26 protein-coding genes are annotated in these 26,177 nt (G+C 34.0%); 18 read left to right on the top strand and 8 right to left on the bottom strand.

Annotated elements, in window-relative coordinates; translation table 11 throughout:
- Positions 1–8: 8 nt before the first annotated feature.
- From GXM16_RS18990 to GXM16_RS18980, 3 genes are read right to left on the bottom strand one after another with little or no spacing between them, the layout of a single operon-like run.
- Positions 9–611: a trimeric intracellular cation channel family protein gene (locus GXM16_RS18990; protein WP_163396068.1), complete on the bottom strand. Its 603-nt coding sequence runs from the start codon at positions 609–611 to the stop codon at positions 9–11.
- A gap of 28 nt (positions 612–639) precedes the next feature.
- Positions 640–1,065 carry a PH domain-containing protein gene (locus GXM16_RS18985; RefSeq protein WP_163396067.1) on the bottom strand — a complete coding sequence of 142 codons (426 nt, stop codon included), beginning with the start codon at positions 1,063–1,065 and terminating at the stop codon, positions 640–642.
- Between the two features lie 23 nt (positions 1,066–1,088).
- A complete protein-coding gene (locus GXM16_RS18980; RefSeq protein WP_163396066.1) occupies positions 1,089–1,835 on the bottom strand; it encodes an RDD family protein in 747 nt (248 codons plus the stop codon).
- A gap of 20 nt (positions 1,836–1,855) precedes the next feature.
- Between GXM16_RS18980 and GXM16_RS18975 the strand changes: the two genes are divergently transcribed.
- The 15 genes from GXM16_RS18975 (at position 1,856) to GXM16_RS18905 (ending at position 17,431) form a co-directional block, all read left to right on the top strand.
- Positions 1,856–2,836 carry a stage II sporulation protein M gene (locus GXM16_RS18975; RefSeq protein WP_163396065.1) on the top strand — a complete coding sequence of 327 codons (981 nt, stop codon included), beginning with the start codon at positions 1,856–1,858 and terminating at the stop codon, positions 2,834–2,836.
- Between the two features lie 12 nt (positions 2,837–2,848).
- Positions 2,849–3,622, top strand: a complete 774-nt coding sequence (locus tag GXM16_RS18970) for a DUF4129 domain-containing protein (protein WP_163396064.1) — start codon at positions 2,849–2,851, stop codon at positions 3,620–3,622.
- A gap of 4 nt (positions 3,623–3,626) precedes the next feature.
- Positions 3,627–4,823: a DUF4350 domain-containing protein gene (locus tag GXM16_RS18965; RefSeq protein WP_229684391.1), complete on the top strand. Its 1,197-nt coding sequence runs from the start codon at positions 3,627–3,629 to the stop codon at positions 4,821–4,823.
- Between the two features lie 40 nt (positions 4,824–4,863).
- Entirely contained in the window at positions 4,864–5,877 is a 1,014-nt protein-coding gene (locus tag GXM16_RS18960) for an AAA family ATPase (protein ID WP_163396062.1), read from the top strand.
- 202 nt (positions 5,878–6,079) lie between these two features.
- A complete protein-coding gene (locus GXM16_RS18955; protein ID WP_163396061.1) occupies positions 6,080–6,856 on the top strand; it encodes an SPFH domain-containing protein in 777 nt (258 codons plus the stop codon).
- Between the two features lie 23 nt (positions 6,857–6,879).
- Positions 6,880–8,211 carry a DUF58 domain-containing protein gene (locus GXM16_RS18950; RefSeq protein ID WP_163396060.1) on the top strand — a complete coding sequence of 444 codons (1,332 nt, stop codon included), beginning with the start codon at positions 6,880–6,882 and terminating at the stop codon, positions 8,209–8,211.
- Between the two features lie 20 nt (positions 8,212–8,231).
- Positions 8,232–8,927, top strand: coding sequence for a hypothetical protein (locus tag GXM16_RS18945; protein WP_163396059.1), 696 nt, complete (start codon positions 8,232–8,234; stop codon positions 8,925–8,927).
- 116 nt (positions 8,928–9,043) lie between these two features.
- The gene (locus GXM16_RS18940; protein ID WP_163396058.1) at positions 9,044–9,832 is read left to right on the top strand and encodes a TrmH family RNA methyltransferase; all 789 of its coding nucleotides are present in this window, start codon (positions 9,044–9,046) and stop codon (positions 9,830–9,832) included.
- 265 nt (positions 9,833–10,097) lie between these two features.
- Positions 10,098–12,317, top strand: a complete 2,220-nt coding sequence (locus GXM16_RS18935; protein ID WP_163396057.1) for a RelA/SpoT family protein — start codon at positions 10,098–10,100, stop codon at positions 12,315–12,317.
- An 88-nt stretch (positions 12,318–12,405) separates the two neighbouring features.
- The gene (locus tag GXM16_RS18930) at positions 12,406–12,870 is read left to right on the top strand and encodes a Fur family transcriptional regulator (RefSeq protein ID WP_091496313.1); all 465 of its coding nucleotides are present in this window, start codon (positions 12,406–12,408) and stop codon (positions 12,868–12,870) included.
- An 89-nt stretch (positions 12,871–12,959) separates the two neighbouring features.
- Positions 12,960–14,231 carry an adenylosuccinate synthase gene (locus GXM16_RS18925; protein ID WP_163396056.1) on the top strand — a complete coding sequence of 424 codons (1,272 nt, stop codon included), beginning with the start codon at positions 12,960–12,962 and terminating at the stop codon, positions 14,229–14,231.
- Positions 14,232–14,284: 53 nt separating this feature from the next.
- Positions 14,285–14,869, top strand: coding sequence for a GDP-mannose pyrophosphatase NudK (nudK, locus tag GXM16_RS18920; RefSeq protein ID WP_163396055.1), 585 nt, complete (start codon positions 14,285–14,287; stop codon positions 14,867–14,869).
- A 55-nt stretch (positions 14,870–14,924) separates the two neighbouring features.
- Positions 14,925–15,872: an alpha/beta hydrolase gene (locus tag GXM16_RS18915; RefSeq protein ID WP_163396054.1), complete on the top strand. Its 948-nt coding sequence runs from the start codon at positions 14,925–14,927 to the stop codon at positions 15,870–15,872.
- Between the two features lie 76 nt (positions 15,873–15,948).
- Positions 15,949–16,836: a L,D-transpeptidase gene (locus tag GXM16_RS18910; RefSeq protein WP_163396053.1), complete on the top strand. Its 888-nt coding sequence runs from the start codon at positions 15,949–15,951 to the stop codon at positions 16,834–16,836.
- A 94-nt stretch (positions 16,837–16,930) separates the two neighbouring features.
- The gene (locus tag GXM16_RS18905; RefSeq protein ID WP_163396052.1) at positions 16,931–17,431 is read left to right on the top strand and encodes a hypothetical protein; all 501 of its coding nucleotides are present in this window, start codon (positions 16,931–16,933) and stop codon (positions 17,429–17,431) included.
- Positions 17,432–17,489: 58 nt separating this feature from the next.
- On the opposite strand, the gene guaB is transcribed toward GXM16_RS18905, so the two are convergent.
- From guaB to GXM16_RS18885, 4 genes are all read right to left on the bottom strand, one after another.
- The gene (gene guaB, locus GXM16_RS18900) at positions 17,490–18,962 is read right to left on the bottom strand and encodes an IMP dehydrogenase (protein ID WP_163396051.1); all 1,473 of its coding nucleotides are present in this window, start codon (positions 18,960–18,962) and stop codon (positions 17,490–17,492) included.
- Positions 18,963–19,120: 158 nt separating this feature from the next.
- Positions 19,121–20,512 (bottom strand): DUF5723 family protein, encoded by a 1,392-nt coding sequence (locus tag GXM16_RS18895; protein WP_308422543.1) that lies wholly within the window; start codon positions 20,510–20,512, stop codon positions 19,121–19,123.
- 7 nt (positions 20,513–20,519) lie between these two features.
- Positions 20,520–21,080, bottom strand: coding sequence for an AccI family restriction endonuclease (locus tag GXM16_RS18890; protein ID WP_163396049.1), 561 nt, complete (start codon positions 21,078–21,080; stop codon positions 20,520–20,522).
- Positions 21,081–21,163: 83 nt separating this feature from the next.
- Positions 21,164–22,030 (bottom strand): hydroxymethylglutaryl-CoA lyase, encoded by an 867-nt coding sequence (locus GXM16_RS18885; RefSeq protein ID WP_163396048.1) that lies wholly within the window; start codon positions 22,028–22,030, stop codon positions 21,164–21,166.
- A 291-nt stretch (positions 22,031–22,321) separates the two neighbouring features.
- Here GXM16_RS18885 and GXM16_RS18880 point away from each other — a divergent pair, with 291 nt between their 5' ends.
- Entirely contained in the window at positions 22,322–22,936 is a 615-nt protein-coding gene (locus GXM16_RS18880) for a SatD family protein (RefSeq protein WP_163396047.1), read from the top strand.
- Positions 22,933–23,649 (top strand): DUF3307 domain-containing protein, encoded by a 717-nt coding sequence (locus GXM16_RS18875; RefSeq protein WP_163396046.1) that lies wholly within the window; start codon positions 22,933–22,935, stop codon positions 23,647–23,649. The genes GXM16_RS18880 and GXM16_RS18875 overlap by 4 nt, the downstream gene beginning before the upstream one ends.
- On the opposite strand, the gene GXM16_RS18870 is transcribed toward GXM16_RS18875, so the two are convergent.
- Positions 23,635–24,669, bottom strand: a complete 1,035-nt coding sequence (locus GXM16_RS18870; RefSeq protein ID WP_163396045.1) for a quinone-dependent dihydroorotate dehydrogenase — start codon at positions 24,667–24,669, stop codon at positions 23,635–23,637. The two genes, GXM16_RS18875 and GXM16_RS18870, sit on opposite strands and share 15 nt — an antisense overlap.
- A gap of 314 nt (positions 24,670–24,983) precedes the next feature.
- On the opposite strand from GXM16_RS18870, the gene GXM16_RS18865 reads away from it, so the two are divergent.
- Positions 24,984–26,123 (top strand): formylglycine-generating enzyme family protein, encoded by a 1,140-nt coding sequence (locus GXM16_RS18865; RefSeq protein WP_163396044.1) that lies wholly within the window; start codon positions 24,984–24,986, stop codon positions 26,121–26,123.
- The last annotated feature ends 54 nt before the right edge of the window (positions 26,124–26,177 follow it).

Genomic DNA, 26,177 nt, shown 5'->3' with positions numbered 1-26,177 from the left:
TTCTTTTTCTATTTATGATCAAATGCAGGTAAATACCATTTGAATTTTGCAGCCAGCAACCGTACGGAAATTATAACAATTGAAGTCGTTAAATATAAAATATCTTTATCCAAATCCAGACTTCGCAATGCAAAAAATACGATTCCTCCAAAAATACAAATCGTGGCATAAATTTCTCTTCTGAATATCGTTGGAATCTCAGTGCATAAAATATCTCGGATTACTCCGCCAAAACAGGCCGTCATTGTTCCCAATGCAATACAAATTACGGGATGCAGACCAATTGATATGCCTTTTTCAAGTCCGATTAAGGTGAAAACCCCTAATCCAATGGTATCAAACAAAAATAAGGAAGTACGAAGCTTGTCAAATTTTTTTCTAAACAGGATTGCGAGTCCAAATCCTAAAATAATCACATAAACATATTTCAAATCGAGCATCCAGCCAACCGGAGTTCGCCCGATAAGGACATCACGAAGGGTTCCGCCACCAACAGCCGTAACAAATGCAATGATAAAAACACCAAACGGATCCAGTTTTTTATGCATGGCCGTTAAAGCTCCTGACATTGCAAACGCCATTGTACCGATAATGTCTAAAAGATGGAACATTTTTTAAGATTCTAAGTTGCGGAGGATACTAAGTTACTAAGGTTTCATTTTTTAATTTTATTTCCACCTCAGGATTTATTTTTTGAATTGCTTCAATAAATTTAATTTTCTCTTTTGGAGAAATCACTACAGTATCAAATTTATTGTATAAAATTTCAAGTCTGTCAAAAGAAACTGCCGGTGCACTCATAAGGGTATTGGTTTCAGAAATCTTTTTTATTAGCTGAATATCAATAGAAAAATTGATTAGAAAACCACTTTTTATCTGCAATTTTTCATTTTCTATAATATAGAAAGTAGTCCAGAACATATGAACAATAAAAAGAATTTGACAAAAAATCAATCCGGATACTGACCAAATCCCATCATAAAGCAATTTTAACAACATTCCTCCTAAAACAACAACCAAAAAAAACACAAGTCCAATACTAATTTTAGATCTAAATTTTTCCATTATACATGATTTACATAATTTGGTTACATATTTTGAGTATAAAAATTGTAATCTTTTAAAACTGTGCGGATAAAACCAGCCGGATCTCCTATTGACTGATTTTTGATTCCGGTGACATTTTCAATTTTATGAACTAGTTTATAAATAATTTCGTAATCATTTTTTGCCTCAGCTCTTAAAAATGTTTCTTTTATAATTCGCATATCATTGTCTGACAGCTTTATAACCAAAGGATAAGTTGGAACATATGTTTCTTCTATTTCTTCTAAAATTGTATGGCTGATATTAATTTTATTTTTTAGGGTAATTACAGATGTCCCTGCTACCATATCGCCAAGTCTTTGTCCTTTTTTGCTTGAAACTACAGTAATGAGTGCTATAACCCCGTAAAGAATTGAAATGTCTATTAACCTGAAAAACCACCGCATTAGATAATCTCCAAAACCAGCCTGATAACCGTCAATTTTTACGACTTTAATTTTGATCAGCTTTTTTCCTATCGTTTGTCCTTCAAAAATGCTTTCAAGAGTCAGCGAATAAATCATAACCGGAAAATAAAACCCTAAAAGAATGGTTCCAACAGACCACTGATCTAATTTTTGTAATAGAAAATCCAGATTAAGCCAATTAAAAAAAATCACGTAAATCATTATCCCATAAGCAATTTTAATGGATAAATCTATAAAATAGGAGCCTATTCGCTCGCCTGCAGAAGCGGCTATAAAATTTATTTTAACATTTTGGGTTGTGTTAATAGATAATTCTGACATATTTTATATTTTAGCCCTCAATGAGAGAAGTTGCATTCATAAAACAAAATAAAGAAAAATGGCTGGAATTTGAACTGGCTATTTTTGGTAAAGCTAAAAAAAATCCTGATGAGTTAGCGAATTTGTACATTCAAATGATGAATGATCTGTCGTATGCGCAAACGTATTATCCAAAAAGTAAAACAGTGATTTACTTAAATCATCTCGCATCACAGATTTATCAAAAGATTTACAAAACCAAACGAGCTGAAAAGAACAGATTTTTAGAATTTTTTAAAACAGAAGTCCCACTTCTGATTTATGACTACAGAAGGTATTTGCTGTATGCATTTGTTTTATTTTTTGTCACCGTTGCGATTGGTGTAGTTTCGGCCCGTTTTGATCAGGATTTTGTTCGGTTAATTTTGGGTGACGGATATGTAAACATGACTTTGGAGAACATCAAAAAAGGGAATCCAATGGCTGTTTATGGTTCCGGAAGCAATTGGGGAAGTTTTATAGGTATTACGATGAATAACCTTTATGTTGGCGCTAGATGCTACATTTGGGGGCTTTTTGGAGGTTTAGGAACCTTTTACATTTCCTCTCAAAACGGAATCATGCTGGGATCGTTTCAATATTTTTTTTACGAACAAAATGTCTTCTGGAAAAGTGTCCGCAGCATCTGGATTCATGGTGCAATGGAAATTTTCGCTATCGTTATAGAAACTGCTGCAGGATTTATTTTAGGGGCATCCATTTTATTTCCAAAAACTTTTTCGAGGGCAAATTCTTTTAAAATGGGTTTCAAAAACAGTTTTAAAATATTTCTGAGTACTTTTCCTTTCACAATCAGTGCAGGATTTCTTGAAGGTTTTATAACACGGTATTCTATTGATATGCCTAATTGGCTTAGTAGTTTTGTCATCCTTTTTACGCTGGGAGTTATCTCTTTTTATTATTTGGTTTATCCATTTATTGTCTACAAAAAAACACAACAGGTATCAGCCAAACTGAATTAACGAAAACCAATAATGAATAGATTTTTACTTCTTTTATCTTTTCTCCTTTGCTTCAATAACCTGAGTGCACAGGATACTCTGGTTAAAACCGAACCTCCTAAAGCAGCTTCAGTTATATATACTGAGGCAGATATTAATGTCGATTCAGACACTATTGAGGCTAAAACATTTCAGAAAAATTTCAAAAAAAAATATACAGATGATGATTTTGTGTACGAACAAAAAATTCCTGAAAAAAACTGGTGGGATTATTTTAAAGAATGGCTGGCAGATATTTTCAATGGTATATTCACATTTGAGAATCCTGAGGCTTCACTTAATTTTGTCGCGCTTTTATTAAAAGTACTGGCTATACTAATTGTCGTTTTTGTAATTTATTTGATTGTTAAGGCTCTTATTGGAAAGGAAGGAAAATGGATTTTCAGTAAAGAAGCAAAACAAAAAGTGATTCATTACTCAGATATTGAAAAAAACATCCATCTTCTCGATTTCGAAAAACTTATTAAGCAATCTATCGAATCAGGAGAAAAAAGAATTACCATTCGATACTATTATCTGTGGTTATTGAAAGTAATGGCCAAAAATCATTATATCGAATGGGATATCGAAAAAACCAATTCTGATTATTTACACGAACTTAAAAACCCAGTCCATAAAGAAGAATTCACCTATTTATCATACGTCTATAACTACATCTGGTATGGCGAATTTGAAATTGACGAGAGAATGTTCGAAAAAGCAGTAAGCCGTTTTAAAAATGCAATAAAAACCTTTAACAATGGGTAAATCGATGAAAATTTATATCGCTATACTGGTTTTGGTTTTTGCCTTAATTTTACTAGCCGGGAGTAATTCCCCAAAAAGAATTGACTGGACACCAACCTATTCGGTAAACGATAAAATCCCGTTTGGATTATACATATTCAATAAAGAAATTGACGGACTTTTAAAAAAGCAAAAACTTGAAAGAGTTTCAGCCCTGACTCCTTACGAGTTTTTAGATTCTAAATATATCCCTGATACAGTAGTGGGTACTTACAAAATAAAAGGAACTTTCCTTAACATTACTGAATTTGCTTCAATTGACGATCAGTCTATGAAGGAGCTTTTTTATTTTGTTTCGCATGGAAATAGCGCCTTTTTGAGTATGAAAACTTTTCCTCAACCGATTCTAGACAGCTTAAAAATCGATTTCAGAACTGATTTTCAATATTCCGACAGTACCTCCATCTGGCTCGCTAATAAAAATGTAAGCTCTAAAAAGTTTCATCTGACCGAAGGTATGGGTAGTTATTATTTTTCTAAAATTGATACCTTAAATACTACCGTTTTAGGCTATCAGGCAAATAAAGAAAATAAAAAACGGATCAATTTCATAAAAGTTCCATACGTAAATGGCTATTTTTATTTGCACATGCAACCTGCTGCTTTTTCGAACTTTCATATGCTGAAGGATGATCATTATCAATACGCTCAAAGTGTCCTTTCTTATATTCCAAAAGGAGATGTTTATTGGTATACAAAAGGGCAAAACAGCGAATCTATTTCTGATTCTCCATTGCGCTACATTTTAAGTCAGCCGGCTTTAAAATCCGCATTATACCTGGCTTTAATTGCAATTTTGATCTTTATACTTTTTAACGCCAAGCGAAAACAAAGAATCGTTCCGATACTAAAACCGCTACCTAATTTAACTGTTGATTTTACCAAAACAATCGGAAACTTATATTATCAGGAAGGGGATCATGATAACATTATTGATAAAAAAATCATTTATTTTCTGGAAAGAATCCGAAATGAATATCTTATGGATACTTCAAAACTGGATGATGATTTTATCAAAAAACTGCATCACAAATCCGGTAAAGATGAAAACGCCATCAGAGAGCTTGTATTCTTGATCAACGAATATCGAAAAAGTTATCACGGAAGTCTTGAAGAAGATTTAATCAGAATCAATAATGCAATAGAAAAAGTTTTACATTAATATTTTTACTAAAATTTATCAAAAGAAAAACATACCAAACATGGACGATATCAATACAACAGAAACAGAAATCACGAATGAAAATGTGAATTTTGAAACAAGGCTTAATTTAGCCCCTCTTTTAGATCATGTCAATATTATAAAAAAAGAAATTGAAACCGTAATTGTTGGACAACACAAAATGATCGATCAATTACTTGTTGCGATTTTATCGAACGGACATGTTTTACTGGAAGGTGTTCCCGGAGTTGCCAAAACCATTACGGCTAAGTTATTATCAAAAACCTTAAATATTGGCTTTAGCCGAATTCAGTTTACACCGGATTTAATGCCATCTGATATTTTAGGAACTTCGATTTTTAATTTGAAAAGTTCAGAATTTGAATTTAAACAAGGTCCTATTTTTTCTAATCTGATTTTAATTGACGAGATCAATCGCGCGCCTGCCAAGACCCAGGCTGCTCTTTTTGAGGTTATGGAAGAACGCCAGATTACTATTGACGGTTCAGCCTATCAGCTTGACGCTCCTTTTTTGGTTATTGCTACACAAAATCCAATTGAACAGGAAGGTACATATCGTTTACCGGAAGCACAATTAGACCGTTTTTTATTCAAAATCTCTATTGATTACCCAAAATTAGACGAAGAAATCCTCATTATCCAGAGAGAACATCTTTTGCAGGATCACGGGAAATTAGAGGCGATTAATACTATTCTTTCTGCCGAAGAAATAAAAGAATACCAGGCTTTGATTAAACAGATCAGAGTAGAGCAAAATTTACTGGAATATATTGCCCGAATCGTAGTCAATACAAGAGAAAATGCCTTTTTATATTTAGGTGCATCACCTCGTGCCTCCATTGCTATTCTGAACGCAGCCAAAGGTTTTGCGGCCATTCGCGGACGGGATTTTGTAACTCCTGAAGATATTAAGGAGGCTGCTGTTCCGGTTTTACAACACCGTGTCATTGTTTCTCCAGAGCGTGAAATGGAAGGAATTACAAGTGCAGAAATCATCAAACAGATTATTGAAGCTGTAGAGATTCCGAGGTAACATTTAAAATTCATAATCATGAAAAAACCTGCTTTGAAAATTTTAGTATTCGCTATTATAATATCCTTAATGGTTATTATAAACATGATTGTTTTTAGAAGCAGAGCTCCATTGCTTTGGATTATTACTCTTATCGTTAGCATTTTAATTCTAATCTTATTTCCGTACAAGTCCTTTTTTAAAGATAAAAACCAAAAGTAAAATGAAAAAAATCATACTATCCATAATTTTAATTTCTTCCTTAATTTCCTGCAATCGCCCGGAACCAAATTACGAGGGAGTCTTAATGACTGATTACGGAAGAAACGGAATTGAATCTTTTACAGTTGTTACAGGTGCTCAGGGTCCTTTAGGTCCGGGAAGTGAATTGTATCAGGTACCCATGTTTGAACAAAAATCAGATGTTGATGCTGTACAGGTTTCTGCCAGGGATGCCGGAATGTTTACTGTTGACCCAACTTATACGTATCAGGTGACCAGAACAAAAGGACCAAGTATTATTTTAAATTACAAACATTTAGGAACAGGAGAAGGATTTCTTGATAATGTTGAAGCAAATGTACTTGACAAACTGGCTATCGACGCTTATCGGGAAGAGGCCAGAAATTATACTACAGACTCATTAATGAATAATCTGGGTTCTTTTGAAAGAAATGTAGAAGAAAAACTGAAACTCAAATTCGCTGCAAAATTTTTTACTTTAAACACCCTGACTTCAGGGCTTACGCCTCCGAAATCTATGGCTGATGCAATTGAAAAACGAAATAATGCAATACAAAAAGCAAATGAGGTCAGAAATGAACTGGAAACTTCAAAAATGTTATTGGAAAAAGCCCGAATTGACGCTGAAACTAATCGTGTACAATCTTCAGGACTTACCAAAGAAGTTTTACAACAGCAATGGATTGAAGCGATTAGAAACACCCGCAACAAAGTTATCATTACAGATGGTAAAACGCCAATAATTATTGGACAGTAAAAATCAATTTTATTTAGAGCCACATGAAATTCATAAAAAGCCTATACCTTAACAACTTCTTTTTCTATGTCCTTTTAGGTATCCTAGGATTATTCGTGTGTGCTTTTATTTTTCCGGTCATATACAACGGAGTCTGGTTTCTTGTTTTGGTTTTAATCACTTTTCTGGTGCTTGATGTTTTGCTTTTGTATGTAGCCCGAACCGGAATTGAAGCTTCAAGAGAAATGCATGAAAAGCTTTCAAATGGCGATTTAAATCCGGTAAATATTTCAGTCCAAAACCATTACACTTTCCCAATTTCAATTAAAATCATTGATGAAATCCCGTTCCAGTTTCAGGTACGTGACTTCAAAATAGAGAGAACTGTTAAAGCATCTGCTCAGGATAAAGTATCATATGATTTACGACCAACAGAAAGAGGTGAATATTATTTTGGGAATTTAAACATTTACGTCTCTTCACCTTTAAAACTAATCTCCAGAAGATTTACTTTCGATAAAGACAAAATGGTACCCACTTATCCGTCGTATATTCAATTAAGAAAGTATGATTTACTGGCTTTTTCTAATAATCTTTTCCAATACGGAATCAAGAAAATCCGCCGAATTGGTCATACAATGGAGTTTGAGCAAATTAAAGAATATGTTCAGGGTGACGATCTTCGGACTTTAAACTGGAAAGCTACGGCCAAGAAAAATGCCTTGATGGTCAACCAGTTTCAGGACGAAAAATCACAGTCGGTTTATTTAGCAATTGATAAAGGCCGTGTAATGCAAATGCCATTTAACGGCCTCAGTTTACTGGATTATGCTATTAATTCAGCTTTGGTTTTGGCTAATGTTGTTCTAAAAAAGCAGGATAAAGCCGGAATTTTTGCTTTCTCTAAAAAAGTAGAAAACAGGGTTTTTGCCGAAAAAAGAGGTTCGCAGATGCAAAAAATACTGGAAACCTTATACAACATCAAAACCGATTTTTTTGAAAGCGATTACAGCCGTTTGTATGTTGATGTCAAGAAAAACATCAACCAGCGCAGTCTGATTATTTTATATACCAATTTTGAAACCATGGATGGTTTGAACCGTCAATTACCTTATTTAAAAGGAATTGCAAAAAATCATTTATTGGTTGTTGTTTTCTTCCAGAATACCGAATTGAACGAAATCATCAATAAAAAAACAGATACAATTCAGGAAGTTTATGATAAGGTAATCGCCGAAAAATTCATGTTTGAAAAACGCTTAATTGCTAATGAGCTGAAGAAATACGGAATACATTCTGTTCTTACACAACCTGAAAATTTGACTTTGGATGCCATCAATAAATATTTGGAGATTAAATCGAGAGGGATTTTGTAATTCTTTTCAATATATTTATTATGAAAAAAATATTATTGTTAACTGGAATTATATTGTTTCTCTTTTCCTGTAAATCGGATAAGAAACAATTATCTTCTCCGAAAAGTAAGATTGAAAGTTTAGAACCTAATAAAATCGTTACCCAAAACAAAAAATCAATTATTGAAGATAAAAAGTCAAAAGTTGCTGTAGATGATAATAACGAAATTAGTCTCAAAGGAGGGTATTCAATTTCATATAGCACTGACAATGAAGATCAATACCTACTCTATAAAAAAGGAATAAGTATTATCGATACTTTAAATAGCTGTTCAATTGGATTGCCAATAAAAAATTTAGGATACATTATTTGTGATTTCAATGATACATTTATTATTGGCCAATCTTATGGGAGTGGAAATCCTGATATTATACAATTGTATGAAAAGAAAACAAGAAAAAAATTGATTAAAGATTATAGTGCAATTATTGACATCGATACAACAAATCAAATTTTATTATATTCAGAAAATGATGTTCCTAATTCTGAAGATAAAATGATTCTTTTAGATATTAAAAAAAGAAATAAAAAGAGTTATGAATTTCCAAAAGAAGTTTTTGGTGAGCCAGAAATATTAAATAGAATTCATTTTATAAATAGTAACGACCAAAGTTTTATAATAGAATATGAATTTAATGATTATAATAATAAAAATCAAAAAAAGTATATTCGCTAACTTCCTTAAATCATTCAAAAAGCATTTACAATTTCAAACCATCTAATTGTAAGGCTTGCTTGCTTTAAAAAAAACATCACTACCTTAGCGCCTCAGAAACTCAGTCGCTCAAAATAATGAAACAAATCACATCAGTCCAAAATCCGTTTATAAAATCGCTTGTTTTATTGCAGGAAAAAGCAAAAGCCCGCAAGCAAACCGGCACATTTTTGATTGAAGGATTACGTGAAATTTCATTAGCTATAAAAGGCGGTTATGGAATAGAAACGGTTTTATTTTTACCGGAACTGGTTACTGAAAATGATATTTCTAAATTGGTAAAAACAACTGTTCAGTTAATCGAAATAAATAAAGAAGTTTATCAAAAACTGGCGTATCGCGATACTACAGAAGGAATTTTGGCTGTAGCCAAAACAAAATCATTGCAATTATCAGATTTAAAATTATCCAAAAATCCTCTGATTTTAGTAGCCGAAGCTCCCGAAAAGCCAGGGAATATTGGTGCCCTTTTGCGTACTGCCGATGCTGCCAATCTGGATGCTGTATTAATTGCCAATCCAAAAAGTGATTTATACAATCCAAATATTGTTCGTTCCAGCGTTGGCTGTTTGTTTACGAATCAGATTGCAACAGGAACTACTGCTGAAATTATTACTTTTCTAAAAGAAAAAAAGATTGATTTTTACTGTGCAACATTACAAAATTCAACTTCTTATCACACACAAAACTTCACTACTCCAACCGCTTTGGTTGTAGGTACGGAAGCCACAGGACTAACTCAGGAATGGCGCGATGCTGCAACTCAAAACATAATTATCCCGATGCAGGGCGAAATTGACAGCATGAATGTTTCAGTCGCTGCTGCTATTTTAATTTTTGAAGCTAAAAGACAAAGAGGTTTTTAATTGTTAGTTGTTAGTTGTTAGTTGTTAGTTGTTAGTTGTTAGTTGTTAGTTGTTAGTTGTTAGTTGAAAATTAAAAGTCTGCGACTTTATTTTCTGTTTTTTTTACAATTTTTATTAGATTTTTATAAACTTTCAGAACAAAACTAAGCGAGATTGACATCTAGATTTACCTCAAAAGCTTAAAGTTTAAAATCCAAAATCAGCAATCTATTCCCTTGCGTATATTTAAACAAATTCATATTTTTAAGGATTGAACCATGCCGTTATGACAGAAATAGATATTGAAAAAGAAAACAAAGCAATTGCACAAGAGTACAAAGAATTACTTCGAATCAGTTACCAAACTTTAACACCTACAGACAAAAAACTAATTCGGAAAGCTTTTGATGTTGCCGTTGATGCCCATAAAGAGCAAAGACGTAAATCCGGTGAAGCGTATATCTTTCATCCTATTGCAGTTGCAAAAATTGTAGCCTCGGAAATTGGTCTGGGCGCTACCTCTATTGCTGCGGCCTTATTGCACGATGTTGTCGAAGATACTCCAATTACGGTTGAAGATATTGAGCGTTTATTTAACCCAAAAGTAGCACAATTAGTCGAAGGACTAACGAAGATTTCGATGGTTCAAAAGGATCTGAATGCCTCCATGCAGGCAGAGAATTTCAGAAAAATGATCCTGACTTTAAATGACGATGTACGTGTTATCCTGATTAAACTGGCGGATCGTTTGCACAACATGCAGACTATGGATTCGATGGTGGAGTACAAACAGACTAAAATAGCTTCTGAAACTTTATACATTTATGCTCCTCTCGCCCATCGTTTGGGACTTTATAATATCAAAACCAAACTTGAAGATTTAGGTTTAAAATATACCGAACCTGCTGTTTATGAAGATATCGTAAGCAAAATAAGGGAAACGAAAGAAGAACAGGACGCATACATCAAAGACATTTCGGATGTTTTGAAAAAATCGCTTGATGCCGAGAATATTGACTATATCATAAAAGGGCGACCAAAATCTATTTATTCGATTCGCCGTAAAATGCGTGCCCAAAATGTAAGTTTTGACGAAGTTTACGACAAATTTGCACTGCGAATTGTCTATAAATGTGATTCTCATGAAGAAAAGTTTATTGCATGGAAAATCTATTCCATCGTAACAGATCATTACAGACCCAGCCCGAGTCGTTTACGAGACTGGATTTCATCTCCTAAATCAACGGGATACGAAGCATTGCACATAACCGTTATGGGACCAAAAGGGCGTTGGGTTGAAGTACAGGTACGAAGTGAAAGAATGGATGAAATTGCCGAAAAAGGATATGCCGCACATTATAAGTACAAAAACGGCGCATCTGAAGAAAGCGGCCTTGACACCTGGCTGAACCTGCTTCGTGAAGCCTTGGAAAACCCGGAAACTAATGCGGTTGATTTTGTGGAAGATTTTAAAATGAATCTCTACTCGCAGGAAATCTTCGTTTTCACACCAAAAGGAGAAATCAAATCATTACCAAAAGGTGCAACATCACTAGATTTTGCTTTTAGTATCCATTCTGAAATCGGAATCAAAACCAGAGGAACACGTGTAAATGGCCGCTTGGTTCCTTTAAATCACGAATTAAAAAGTGGTGATCAGGTTGAAGTTATTACTTCGGCAAATCAAAAACCAACGGTAAACTGGCTTGATTATGTAACGACTTCGAGAGCGAAAAACAAAATCAAAAATGTCCTTAATGAGAACACCAAAAAAATTGCCGAAGAGGGAAAAGAATTACTTACCAGAAAACTAAGACATTTAAAAGTTACACTTAACGAACAGGTTACAAACGAGTTAGTCAACTTTTTTAAATTGAAAACAAGTTTAGATTTGTTTTATCGAGTTGGAATTGGCGCTATCGAAAACCAACAGTTAAAAGATTATGCAGCGCAAAAGAGCAATACTTTTATCAATTTCTTCAAAAATAAAATCAAAAGAACTAAAGATACAGCTGCAGATGATATTCATAAACCGGTCATCAGCAGCAATTACGACATGCTGGTTTTTGGAACCGAGCATGACAAGCTGGATTACAAACTATCACAATGCTGTAACCCAATTCCTGGGGATGATGTTTTTGGATTTGTTACGATAAACGAAGGAATCAAAGTTCATAAAAAAGATTGTCCAAACGCCATTGGAATGCAGTCCAACTATGCATACCGCATCATGAGCGCCAAATGGATTGACTCTTCTCAGGAAGAATTTAAAGCGATTATCAACATTACGGGAATGGATGTTTTAGGTCTTACCAATCAGCTTACAAAAGTAATTTCGAACAATATGAGCGTAAACATTCAGAGTATTTCGCTTAGTACCGACGCCGGAATTTTCCATGGACAGGTAGCTGTAATTGTAAAAAACAATACCATTTTAAAGAAAATGATTAGTGCCATTAAAAAAATTGATGGTGTCGATAAAGTAACAAGAGAATACAGAACCTAACTTTTTAACGAGTCTATAGGGGTTTTATAACGAAACTTTAAACCCGAAACTTTTATTGATTAAAAATAAAAATTTATCTTTGCCGGATATGACACTCATTTCAACTGACAACACTAGAAATCAAGAAATTGTAAAAAATGTTTTTACAATGTACCTTGAGCAAAAAGGGCATCGTAAAACTCCTGAGCGTTATGCTATACTTCAGGAAATTTACGACAGCGAGGAACATTTTGACATAGAAAACCTATATATCAAAATGAAAAACAAAAACTATCGTGTGAGCAGAGCTACATTATACAACACGATCGAGTTATTGTTAGACTGCGCATTGGTGAGAAAACATCAATTTGGGCAAAATCAGGCTTACTACGAAAAATCATATTTTGATAAACAGCACGATCATATTATCATGACTGATTCGGGAGAAGTAATTGAATTTTGTGATCCAAGAATCCAGACCATCAAAAAAACAATCGAAGAAATTTTTGATATCGAAATTACAAATCACTCGCTTTATTTCTACGGAAACAAAAAGCAGAACTCAAATTCATAGTCTGTTAAGACTTTTAAAAAATTAAAAAGAAAAATTAACTACATAATCAGTAGGACAGCTTAGATTGTCCCAACGCAAATTAAAACAGAATGACCGTAGATTTATTACTAGGATTACAATGGGGAGACGAAGGTAAAGGAAAAATTGTTGACGTTCTTACCTCAAATTATGATATTATTGCACGTTTTCAGGGAGGACCAAACGCTGGACATACATTAGAATTTGACGGAATTAAACACGTACTAAGAACCATTCCTTCCGGGATTTTCCATAAAGATTCAGTAAATATCATCGGGAATGGTGTTGTAATTGACCCGGTAGTTTTTCAAAAAGAAATCGAAGGTCTAGAGAAATTCAATCTTGACATCAAAAAGAAATTAATCATTTCAAGAAAAGCACACTTAATTTTACCAACACACCGTTTGCTTGACGCAGCTTCTGAAGCTTCAAAAGGAAAAGCCAAAATTGGTTCTACCCTTAAAGGAATTGGACCAACTTATATGGACAAAACAGGTAGAAACGGTTTACGTGTTGGAGATATTGAATTAGAAGATTTCAAAGATCGCTACAGAGCTTTGGCTGACAAGCACGAGGCAATGATTGCTTTTTATGATGTTGCTATTCAATACAACTTAACTGAATTAGAAAAAGAATTCTTTGAAGCAATTGAAGAATTAAAGAAATTAGATTTCATTGACAGTGAAGAATACATGCACCAGGCCCAAAAAGCAGGAAAGTCTATTCTTTGTGAAGGTGCGCAGGGATCTTTATTAGATGTTGATTTCGGAACTTATCCTTTCGTAACTTCTTCAAACACTACTGCTGCCGGAGCTTGTACCGGTTTAGGAATTGCTCCTAACAAAATCAAAGAGGTTTACGGAATTTTCAAAGCTTACGTTACACGTGTAGGCAGCGGGCCTTTCCCAACTGAACTTTTTGACGAAGTGGGTGCAACAATGGCAAGAGTGGGTAACGAATTTGGTTCTGTAACAGGAAGACAAAGACGTTGCGGATGGTTAGACTTAGTAGCTTTAAAATATGCTGTTCAGGTTAACGGAGTTACACAGTTAATGATGATGAAAGGTGATGTTCTTTCCGGATTTGAAACTTTAAAAGTTTGTACTGAATATAATTATAAAGGACAAAATATTTCTCACTTCCCTTATAACATCGAGCCGGAAAATGTGACTCCCGTTTATAAAGAATTTAAAGGATGGAAAGCAGATTTAACAGGATTGACAACTTACGATCAATTGCCTGTTGAGCTAAAAGAATATATCGAGTTTATTGAGAAAGAAATCGAAGTACCAATCAAAATTGTATCGGTTGGACCAGACAGAAAGCAAACAATAACAAAATAATATTCAAAACGCTCTGATAATCAGAGCGTTTTTTTTATACAAAAATATTTATCATGAGAAAAAAACCTGAAATTGAAATAAAAGAAACTAAATTATTATCCGATAACTGGTATATTCTAAACCGGGTAACTTTTGACTATAAGAAAGAAAACGGAGTATCTGAAATTCACAAACGAGAGGTTTATGATCGTGGTAATGGTGCCGGAATTTTACTATATAATTCAACTAAGAAAACGGTTATTTTAACACGTCAGTTTCGCTTACCGACATTTCTTAATGGAAATAAAGACGGAATGATGATTGAAGTCTGTGCCGGGCTTTTAGATCAGGATAATCCCGAAAATGCAATTATTCGCGAAACAGAAGAAGAAACTGGTTATCGCATTTCTAAAGTTCAAAAAATTTTTGAAACTTACATGTCTCCCGGTGCAGTAACAGAGATTTTACACCTATTTATCGGAGAATATGATGAAAGCATGAAAGTTAGCGAAGGGGGCGGACTGGATGCAGAACAGGAAAATATTGAAGTTTTAGAGCTTACTTTTAACGAAGCATATGCTATGATTGAATCTGGTGAGATTACTGATGCAAAGACAATCATGTTGTTACAGTATGCTAAAATAAAAGGTTTGATTTAAGATAGTTTTATTTTAGATTTGAATAGCTGAAACTAAATCTGGACTTAAAAACTAAATGAAATTATTTAAAGACAGGAAAAACTACATAAAAGCAATTTTATTCATTTTTATAATAATGAATATGATTGCTTTTTTTCATGCTCATAAGTTTACTCATTTTACAGAAAAGCAATCTGAAAAAACTAAAAGTCCTGAGAAATTATCTTCGCTTGGAAAAATAAAAACCTTATGCTTTGGAGTAAACAATCCTAAGCCACACAACACTAAACTTCCGTCTCAGGAATACAAAACTTTGAAATTAAAAAGCAACAAAGAAATAGAATGCTGGATAATTAAAACACCTAATTCCAAGGGCACAGTGATATTATTTCATGGCTATAATTCAGAAAAATCTTCAATGATTCAAAAATCAGATGAGTTTATAAAATTAGGTTACAGCACCATGCTTATTGATTTTATGGGCTGTGGAAACTCAGAAGGAAATCAGACAACAATTGGCTATAAAGAAGCGGAAGAAGTAAAAACTACATTTGATTACTTATCCAGAAAAGGAGAAAGAAACATATATCTTTTTGGAACTTCTATGGGAGCCGTTGCAATAATGAAATGCATAAATGATTATAAAATACAGCCTAAAGGAATTATAATCGAATGTCCTTTTGGTTCCATGTATCAAACCCTTTGTGCCAGATTTAAAAAAATGAATGCTCCAACATTTCCTATGGCAGGAATTTTATTGTTTTGGGGTGGGGTTCAAAATGGATTTTGGGGATTCAGCCATAATCCTTCACAATATGCTAAAAATATAAATTGTCCTGTTTTATTGCTTTATGGAGAAAAGGATAAAAGTGTCAGCAGAGAAGAAACATATGAAATATACTCAAATTTAAAAGGAATAAAAATTTTAAAGATTTTCAAAAACACCGGACATGAAAATTATTTAATTAAGAACAAGACTGAATGGGCAAAAAATGTTTCTGTCTTTATAATGAAAATCCAATAAACAATGCTAAAAATTCTGTAAAGGACAATTGACTCAAAAAATAGAACTTTATCATAATCAAAAAAAACGCCAAATTATGAAAAAGTTATATTACATCGCAAACGCACTACTTATATTAATTTTAATTTTAATGGTTTCATGCAAAAAAAGTGATACTATTACGATAAGTGAAAATAATAAACCTAAGAAAACAGTTGAGTATAAAAAACCTGAATCTACTGTTTCATATCAGTTTACCAAATCGAAAGACTGGTTAAAAGCCAACGAAGCTGATAGTAGTAAAATGAATATCATTTATGCTCTAAACAGAGCTGATAAAGCAAGTCTTAAGAAACTGGATTCGATTGTAATTCCTTCAGATTTTAGTGGTGATTTGGTTTATTACCTTCCTTTTCCATTGCATGTTAATGCTCTGGAAGAAGTTTCAAAAATCATTATATTCTCTTATCCTACGCAAACTTTCGCCGCTTATGAAAATGGTGAATTAGTTCGTACAGGCCCGACTAATATGGGAAGAAAGGCAGACCCTACTCCAACAGGATTGTTTTTCACCAATTGGAAAGCAGAAAAAACAACCAGTACTTTTAATGATGAATGGGAGCTTAAATGGAATTTCAACATCGAAAATAAACTGGGAGTTGGTTTCCATCAATATGAATTACCTGGTTATCCTGCTTCACATTCCTGCTTGAGATTATTGGAAAAAGATGCCATATATCTCTATAAATTTGCTGATGAATGGATTTTAAAAGACAAGGAAAATGTAAAAGTAAAAGGAACACCGGTAGTTGTTTTTGGAAGTTATGATTTTGAAGGTCCTAAACCGTGGCTTCAATTAGCAACCGCTCCTAAAGCTTTAAATATTTCTGAAGCTGAAATTGAAAAGCAGACAAAACCTTTTATTCAGGAAATTTTAGAAAATCAAACTTTAAGGGAAATGGAGAAAAATACGGCTTCGCTATAGATTTTTTTTAGAATATTTCTTTATTAATTTCTTAATTTCGTTTAATAATCTCTGCTAAAACAGAGTTTTAAATGAAATTAAAAATAAATATATAATGTCGAAAAAATTAATTTTACTATTCTTCATGTCCTGCCTTTTTACAATGGGACAGAGTAAAAAAAACTCAAAATTAGATTCTTACATCAGTCGAAAAGAAATTTATGAAATAAAATACAATCCTGAAAAATGGATTCGAACAGAGTCATCAGATTGGGATGTACAGTTTCATGACAAATACAATTTGGTAAATGTCTATTTTATCGAATATGATTATTTCATTACAGATAAAAAGTTAAAAGGTACTATTGAGGATGAATATAAAGAGTTTGGTAAAATCAAAAATCTTAAAATCTCCAAAAAGAAGATAAATAACTTAACGGTAAATTACTTTGAATGTGAATTAGATTATAATGATATACTATATAAATACCAAGGTTTCATTTATAACGGAAAAGGCGGTTCTATACAAATGCAGTTTGGAGCTCAGGCTGAAGCGATAGAACAAAACCAGGATATTATTGACGAACTTAATAATGGAATTTCAATTATTAACTAAATAGAAAAAGGCGTAAGAATTTGAAATTTTACGCCTTTTTTATATCATAAAAACTAAATTATCTGGAATAATTTGGAGCTTCTTTTGTAATAGTTACGTTGTGTGGATGACTTTCATTAATCCCGCTTGAAGTGATTCTGACAAAACGTCCAGTTTCCTGTAAAGTTGGAATATCTTTTGATCCGCAATATCCCATTCCAGCACGAAGACCTCCGATAAACTGAAGCATACTTTCGTTTAATTCTCCTTTGTAAGGAACACGCCCAACAATTCCTTCCGGAACTAATTTTTTAACATCGTCTTCAACATCCTGGAAATAACGATCTTTAGAACCTGTCTGCATCGCTTCAACTGATCCCATTCCACGGTATGATTTGAATTTTCTTCCTTCGAAAATAATCGTTTCTCCCGGCGATTCTTTAGTTCCCGCCAATAATGAACCTAACATTACACAGTCAGCACCGGCTGCGATAGCTTTAGGAATATCTCCAGTATAACGGATTCCTCCATCTGCAATTACCGGAACCCCTGTTCCTTTGATAGCGGCAGCCACTTCCAGAACTGCGGAAAACTGAGGAAAACCAACACCTGCAACGATACGGGTTGTACAGATAGAACCAGGTCCAATCCCTACCTTTACGCCATCTGCACCGTTTTCTACTAAATATTTAGCAGCTTCCGGAGTTGCGATGTTCCCAACAATAACATCTATTTGCGGGAATTTTGATTTTACTTCTTTTAATGTATTTACTACACCTTCAGTATGTCCGTGAGCAGTATCAATAATGATGGCATCTACACCGGCAGCAACTAATGCACCTGCCCTTTCTACAGCATCACCTGTAACTCCAATTGCAGCGGCCACTCTCAAACGTCCAAAAGTATCTTTATTAGCAATTGGTTTTTGAGTGAGTTTCGTTATATCTCTAAAGGTAATTAAGCCAACTAATTCATTTTTCGCGTTTACTACAGGTAATTTTTCGATTTTATGTCCTTGTAAAACAACTTCCGCCTGCTCTAATGAAGTCCCTTCAGCAACAGTCACGAGATTAGTGCTTGTCATAACCTCAGCAATTGGTCTTGAGCTGTTTTTTTCGAAACGTAAGTCGCGGTTGGTAACAATTCCTTTTAGTATTCTGTTTTCATCAACGATTGGAATACCGCCGATTCCGAATTCTTTCATCGCAGCTTTTGCATCTGCAATTGTTGAATTCATTGGTAATGTTACCGGATCTAAAATCATTCCGGCCTCAGCACGCTTCACTTTTCTAACCTTCGCCGCCTGCTGTTCGATGGTCATATTTTTATGTAAAACTCCAATTCCGCCTTCCTGCGCAATAGCGATTGCCATTGCACTTTCGGTCACTGTATCCATAGCAGCAGATACGATTGGAACGTTTAATGTTATGTTTCTTGAGAATTTTGATTTGATACTCACTTCGCGTGGAAGCACATTAGAGTAGTTTGGTACTAATAATACATCATCGTAAGTTAAACCTTCGCCGATGATCTTGGAGTTGTGTGCTATCATGTTGCAATTTGTAGTTGAATTGCGTGCAAATATAGTGAATAAATTGGAAACTTGTTCATTAACTTATTCAGATTTTTTTTTGACTCTATCACTATCAAAATTCAATATCAATGTCAATGTCAAAAATCAATCAATATTTAATTCTAAAATTCCAAAAACTAATCTTGATCCTGAAAAACAAAGTTGATTCCTAACTGAAATGCTGCACTATTGGTTTTGGTGATATCCTTATACTCTAAGACATTGTCTACAAGGAAATACATATTTAATTTTCCCCATGTTCCTGCTATTCCCAAACCAATATTTTTATAAGAAAACGAATCGACTGTATAAGTGGTTTTGAGTTCTAATTTTCGCAAAAGTCTTCGTTTATAAAAAGCCGTAAAAGCAACAAAAGGATCTTTTGGCATCGTCATAGTAAATAATTGTGCTCCTACCGCATTTACATATTGACGTTCTCCTGGCGGCTTACAACTGCAATCTTGGTCAAATCTGGATTTCCCAAATGAATATTCAACAGAAGTATTGAATTTTGCAGGCCTCCAGGTGGTATATTTATTATAAAGTGTGTCTCTCGGAATCGCTTTTTGAAAATCATCCAACACATTTTCGGGTTCATTAGTAAAATCAAAACCTGGATTCACACCATCATATTCATAACTTCCTTTATAGGTCAGCGTTTCAATATCTTTTGTATGCCTGATAAAACCAACATCTATAATACTTGCCGTAAACTGAAGATTTTTTCTAAAATAATACGTTAATCCTGCATCAAAACCCAGCCCCAGACTTCCATTAAAAAATGTATTATAAATAAGATCATTGGTTATATTCCCATCATATTCATCTTTGGTAAAGGCTGCTATTCCGGATGTCTGCAATTCCAAATTAGAAGAAATGTATTGATAATAAATATTTTGATCCGTTGTTCCATTTGTAGTGTAAATGAAACCGGAGTTTCTAGTAGAATTTGCATTGGCTCCGCTGGAATATAATTTGACGCGACCACCCAAAACCAGCTTATCATTCATTTTTTTATGAAATCCAACATGAAAAACTGAAAGTACCTCAGCACGTAAATTTATATCTCCCAAATTGAACGATTTCCCTATGTAATCCCGATTTCCGTCTAAAGCCAGAATCGCCATATCTTTTGGAACATACATTAAAAAATCAAGCTCCTGATAACCTCCAAAAGAAATATACGATCTGCTCTCCTCTCCGCCTATTCTAAAACCACCAGAGAACAATTCGAGCTGCTGGTTAGTGTATATCTTATCTTTGTTTGATGATTTATTAACTACATTCCTTACTTTGTCATTAAAATCGACTCCGTTATCAGCAAACAAATCATATACTGAAAAACTGCTTGAACCAAAATTTGCCGAAACACCGGATAATCCCGGAATTCCGAAAAAATATTTATAAGACACGTCAGCACCCGGATTCACCAGTAACGACTGTGGAATCGATGTAAAATTATACAGAATTTGCTTATTTTGAGAAAAACAAATCATTTGTACAAAAACTAATATGATTAGATATACCATCCTCATATCAATCCTCTGCCTCTATATCAAAATTTAGCGTCCCGGCTGAACGAAGTTTTAAACTCCCGGGACTGTTTTCAGTTAACGGCGGACCTGCAGCCATATTTATTACAAAACCTATTTTTTGCAGCCTTTTAAGTTTAACCAAACGCTGGTTTTCAAAAACTTCTGTGAAATTTAGTACATTATTAGTACCTGCATAGGCTGGCACATTAAAACTTAGTGTTTCAATTGTATTATTCTGGGAATCTATAAGAACTAAATCAATTTTGTAAGCTCTGTTGACGGTGTTTCTAATCTCAAAATTAAATTCGGCTTTTATCAGTTCTTCCCGCATGAGTGAGTTTCTGAACGGATTAAAATCCTGAGCATCAAAAGCTATACTTTGCTCGTTTCCGTTATCCACAAAATCTTTCGCCGGAATATTAAAGTAGGTAAGATTTGCTACCACAACCGGCTCTAATTTCAAATCATCAATCTGATCAAAATCTAAATCGCCTGAGCAGGAGAAGCTCAGGAATACAAATACTAAAAGTGTTGTAAACTTACTCATGCCTGCTGGTTTCATAACTAAAAAAATTAAGTTATCAAAAAAACAACGCTACTTAACCAACACTTATTGTGGTAGTTATAGTAAATATACAGAAAATATTAGTGAAATTTACCGAATAATTTTGAAGCCTCATTATAAGCACTTTCAAAACTGAGTGAATTTAAGCCAGTCGCCTTTTTATTGGCAGTAAAGTAAGAAATAAGTTTTTCTGTAGGCATATTTCCAGTAAGTTTATCAGTTGCCATAGGACAACCTCCAAATCCCTGAATTGCACCGTCAAAACGTGTACAGCCTGCTTTGTGTGCGGCATCTATTTTTTCGAACCAGCTGTTTGGTGTGGTATGCAGGTGTGCACCAAACTCGATTTGAGGATATTTCGGAATTAAATGCGAAAAAAGATAAGTTATTACTTCCGGTGTTGAACTTCCTACGGTATCAGAAAGCGACAGTATTTTTACGCCCATTTCAGACAATTTTTCTGTCCATTCACTCACAATTTCAACATTCCACGGATCTCCGTATGGATTTCCGAAACCCATAGAAAGATAGGTTACCACTTGTTTATTTTTTTTATCTGCAATTTCAAGAATTTCCAGAAGCGTAATTAAGGACTGTGAAATAGTTTTATGTGTATTTCGCATCTGAAAATTCTCTGAAATAGAAAAAGGAAATCCTAAATATTGAATTGCTTCATGTTCTGAAGCTGTTTCTGCACCTTGTGTATTTGCTATAATTGACAAAAGTTTGCTCGTTGTCTGAGACAAATCAAGCTGGTCTAAAACCTCTGCGGTATCCTGCATTTGCGGAATAGCTTTAGGAGATACAAAACTTCCAAAATCTATCGTATCGAACCCCACTCTTAATAAAGCTTGTATATAGGAAACCTTATTTTTTGTTGGAATAAAGGTTTTGATACCTTGCATGGCATCACGTGGACATTCAATGATTTTGATTTCTTTATTCAAAGCTTATTCTTTTGTAAAGGCTAAGTTAGTTTGTTTTTTAAAGAAATAAAAATTAAGTCTTCCCTGTTTTTTTTTAATCAATACTAAGAATATTTTTGAGATTACGCAATATCGTAATAATTGCTATTATTACCAAATATGGTAATATTCAAATATACAATCTAAATCCGTAATAATCCAAAATATTACCAAAATATGTAATAAGTTTAAACATTACCAAAAAACGTAATAATAGGCAGTATTAGTTATATTTGTAATAAAGAGTTTATAATTTTTAATTATATTTGATTTATGACTAGTATAATAACAGGCGATATAATTGGTTCCAGACAACAAGAATCAGAACATTGGGTGGAAGATTTAAAAAAAATCCTGGCTCCTCTTGGCAAAACACCAAGCCAATGGGAGATTTACAGAGGAGATGAATTTCAGATCGAAGTCAAAAACCCGGAAGAGGCTTTATTAACAGCTATTTTGGTGAAAGCACATTTAAGAGCAATAAAATCTGATGCCCGTATGAGCATTGGTTTTGGTGATAAATCCCATAATGCCGAAAAAATATCCGAAAGTAATGGGACAGCTTTTATTAACTCGGGAGAACTTTTCGAAACTTTAAAAAAACAAAAAGTCACTTTAGCCATACGAACAGGTAATGATGAGACAGATGAAAAACTGAACCTTATGATACAGCTGGCACTTACTTTTATGGACAGCTGGCTGGCACAATCGGCTGAATTTGTGGCTATAGCTATAGAAAATCCAACTCTGTCACAGGAAGAACTAGGGCAAAAACTGGGCATTAATCAGGCTGCTGTGAGCAGAAGACAAAAACGTGCTCAGTTTGATCTGGTTATGAATTTAGACCGCTATTTTAGAAAACAAATAACACAACTTACAGCATTATGATTATATTTATAAAACTGCTTTTGGCACATTTGTTAGGCGATTTTATCTGGCAGCCGACTTCATGGGTAACACATAAAGAAGCGAATAAGCATAAAAGTATTTATTTATATCTTCATATCCTGCTTCACGGATTTTTAGCCGTAATACTAGTCGGAGAAATCAGTTTTATACCGTATGCTGTCTTTATTGCCGTTACACACGGGATAATAGATCTGATTAAATTGAATTTTCAAAAAAACAAAACCAAACGAACCTGGTTTGTTGTCGATCAAATTTCACATTTATTGATTCTGGTTGGTGCTGTACTGCTATATCAAAACGACAACTTAAGTTTCTATGTTTTTGATAATCGCTTCTGGATTTTGATAACGGGGATTATATTAGTAACCAGGCCTACTTCGATTTTCATAAAAACTATTATTTCGATCTGGAGTCCGGAAAGTCAAAACAGTCATCAGGACAATTCGCTTGCCAATGCAGGAAATTACATTGGCATTCTGGAACGTCTGTTTATAATTTGCTTTGTTTTAACAGGACACTTTGAAGCCATCGGATTTTTACTGGCTGCCAAATCCATTTTCAGGTTCGGTGATTTAAAAGAAGCCAAAGACCGTAAACTGACCGAATATGTAATGATTGGAACTTTAATCAGTTTTGGAATTGCAATACTAATTGGTTTAATTATGCAATACCTTCTTTTACAGCTGCTGTAAAACTTTTTTGTTGATTGCTTTTATCAATGCAGGCCCTTCATAAATAAATCCGGTATACAATTGCACTAAACTAGCACCTGCATTCAGCTTTTCTATAGCATCATCTGCAGAATGAATTCCTCCTACTCCAATAATCGGGAACGCTTTATTGCTCTTTTCAGACAGAAAACGAATCACTTCTGTGGAACGTTTTGTTAGTGGTTTTCCAGACAAACCTCCCATTTCTGTCTGATTGACAGATTGCAAACCTTCTCGTGAAATAGTAGTATTTGTAGCAATTACACCGGCAATCTGAGTTGTTTTTACAATATCAATAATATCTAATAATTGCTCATCTGTTAGGTCCGGAGCAATTTTTAAAAGAATTGGTTTTAGTTTTTGAGTACTTGTTTTTTGCTTTTCGACATTTCTGTTTTGCAATGTCTGAAGTAAAGCCGTTAAAGGTCCTTTATCCTGTAAAGCCCTTAAATTTGGGGTATTTGGCGAACTTACATTCACTACGAAATAATCTACGTGATTAAAAAGTGCATCAAAACAAATGATATAATCCTTAACAGCATCTTCATTATCGGTCACTTTATTTTTTCCGATGTTGCCTCCAATCAAAACTCCAGAATTCTTTTTCAGACGCTCAACAGCTTCCAGAACCCCGCCATTATTGAATCCCATTCGGTTAATAATTGCCTGATCTTCTTTTAATCGGAATAATCGTTTCTTCGGATTTCCTTCCTGGCCAACAGGGGTTACGGTTCCAATTTCGATAAAACCAAAACCAAAATCCCCGAGTTCTTTATACAATTTCGCATCCTTATCGAATCCTGCTGCAAGTCCAACCGGATTTTTGAATTTGATTCCGAAAACTTCTCTTTCTAAGCGCACATCCTTTACTTCGTAAATCGATTTTATAATTGATGAAACTCCCGGGATTTTTGAAATGAATTTTACAAATGAAAAAGTAAAGTAGTGCACTTCTTCAGGATCAAAACAAAAAAGTATCGGGCGAATTATCAATTTATACATAAAAAATGTGTTGTTATTTTTTTGGATGCAAATTTAAATATTAAACTTGAAATCGCCCTTTAATACCAAACAAATTCTTTTGATTTTGTTTATTTTGGCGAATATAAGTTTATTGAGGTTTTATGAAAGTAGGTTAAATCTACAATGAAACTCATTTTTTAATAATTTTATACCACAGTAAAACAATATCACTTTATATACCACAATTCTAAGATTTAAATTTTATTAATTCTATAAAATAAATAGAATTATAAAAGTTATTTTTTTATTTTTGCCTCATATTGACAACCACGATACGCTTAAAAATTACTACAATGAAAAATAAAACATTTTGGATTTTTGGTTTACTTACCCTATCCATTATCTCAATCACATACGGTTACACAAAATTTCTTCATGTATCAAAAAAAGAAGCAGCTGTTCAGGAATGTCATGAAACACCAAACCTTTCAGATTCCTCTGAGTTTAAACCAACAATCGAAAACAAAAATAAACCTACAGGAAAAACACCAAAAGGCATGGTATGGATTCCAGGTGGAGAATTCTCAATGGGGTCAAATGTTGAAGACGAAAGTTTATGCAGCATAAAAGGCGTTACAAAAGATGCTGCCCCTATTCATCGCGTGTATGTTGATGGTTATTATATGGATGAAACTGAAGTAACCAATGAAGAATTCGAAAAATTTGTAAAAGCTACAGGTTATGTAACAGTAGCAGAACAAAAACCAACTAAAAAGGAATTTCCAACTGCGAACGAAGAAGATTTAATTACAGGCTCTGTCGTCTTTACCCCTACATCATCAGCTGTAAATCTCAATAATTTTCTTCAGTGGTGGCGTTACGAACCAGGCGCTGACTGGAGACATCCGGAAGGGCCGCAAAGTTCGATCAAAGGAAAAGACAAATATCCGGTAGTTCATGTAGTTTACGAAGATGCTGAAGCTTACGCAAAATGGGCAGGAAAAAGACTTCCAACAGAAGCAGAATGGGAATTTGCGGCCCGTGGCGGTAAATCAGGAAATCTGTATGCATGGGGAAATGATTTAAAACCTAAAGGAAAATTTCAGGCTAACATCTACCAAGGGCATTTCCCAATTAAAGATGGCGACACAGGAGAAGACGGATTTAAAGGAATTGCGCCAACCAAACAATACGCTCCAAACGCTTATGGTCTATACGATATAGCCGGAAATGTCTGGGAATGGGTTCACGACTGGTACAGTGTAGACTATTACAAATCATTAGCGGAAAGCGATAAAATAACAAGAAATCCGCAGGGACCTGATGCTTATTATGATCCGAATGATACTGCAGAAATAAAAAGAGTACACAGAGGTGGTTCTTTTTTATGTACAGATCAATATTGCACCAGATACATGGTAGGCACAAGAGGAAAAGGCGAAATCCGGTCTGCGGCCAATCATGTTGGTTTTAGATGTGTAAAAAATAAATAAGAACATACAAGAGTTTTAAGAAATCCTATATATAATCTGTTTTTTGTTAATGCA

Origin of the sequence: Flavobacterium limi (assembly GCF_010645075.1) — a bacterium.
Taxonomy (GTDB): domain Bacteria; phylum Bacteroidota; class Bacteroidia; order Flavobacteriales; family Flavobacteriaceae; genus Flavobacterium; species Flavobacterium limi.
Note: the sequence above shows the minus strand (reverse complement) of the source record. Positions and strands in the feature narration are given on the sequence as shown.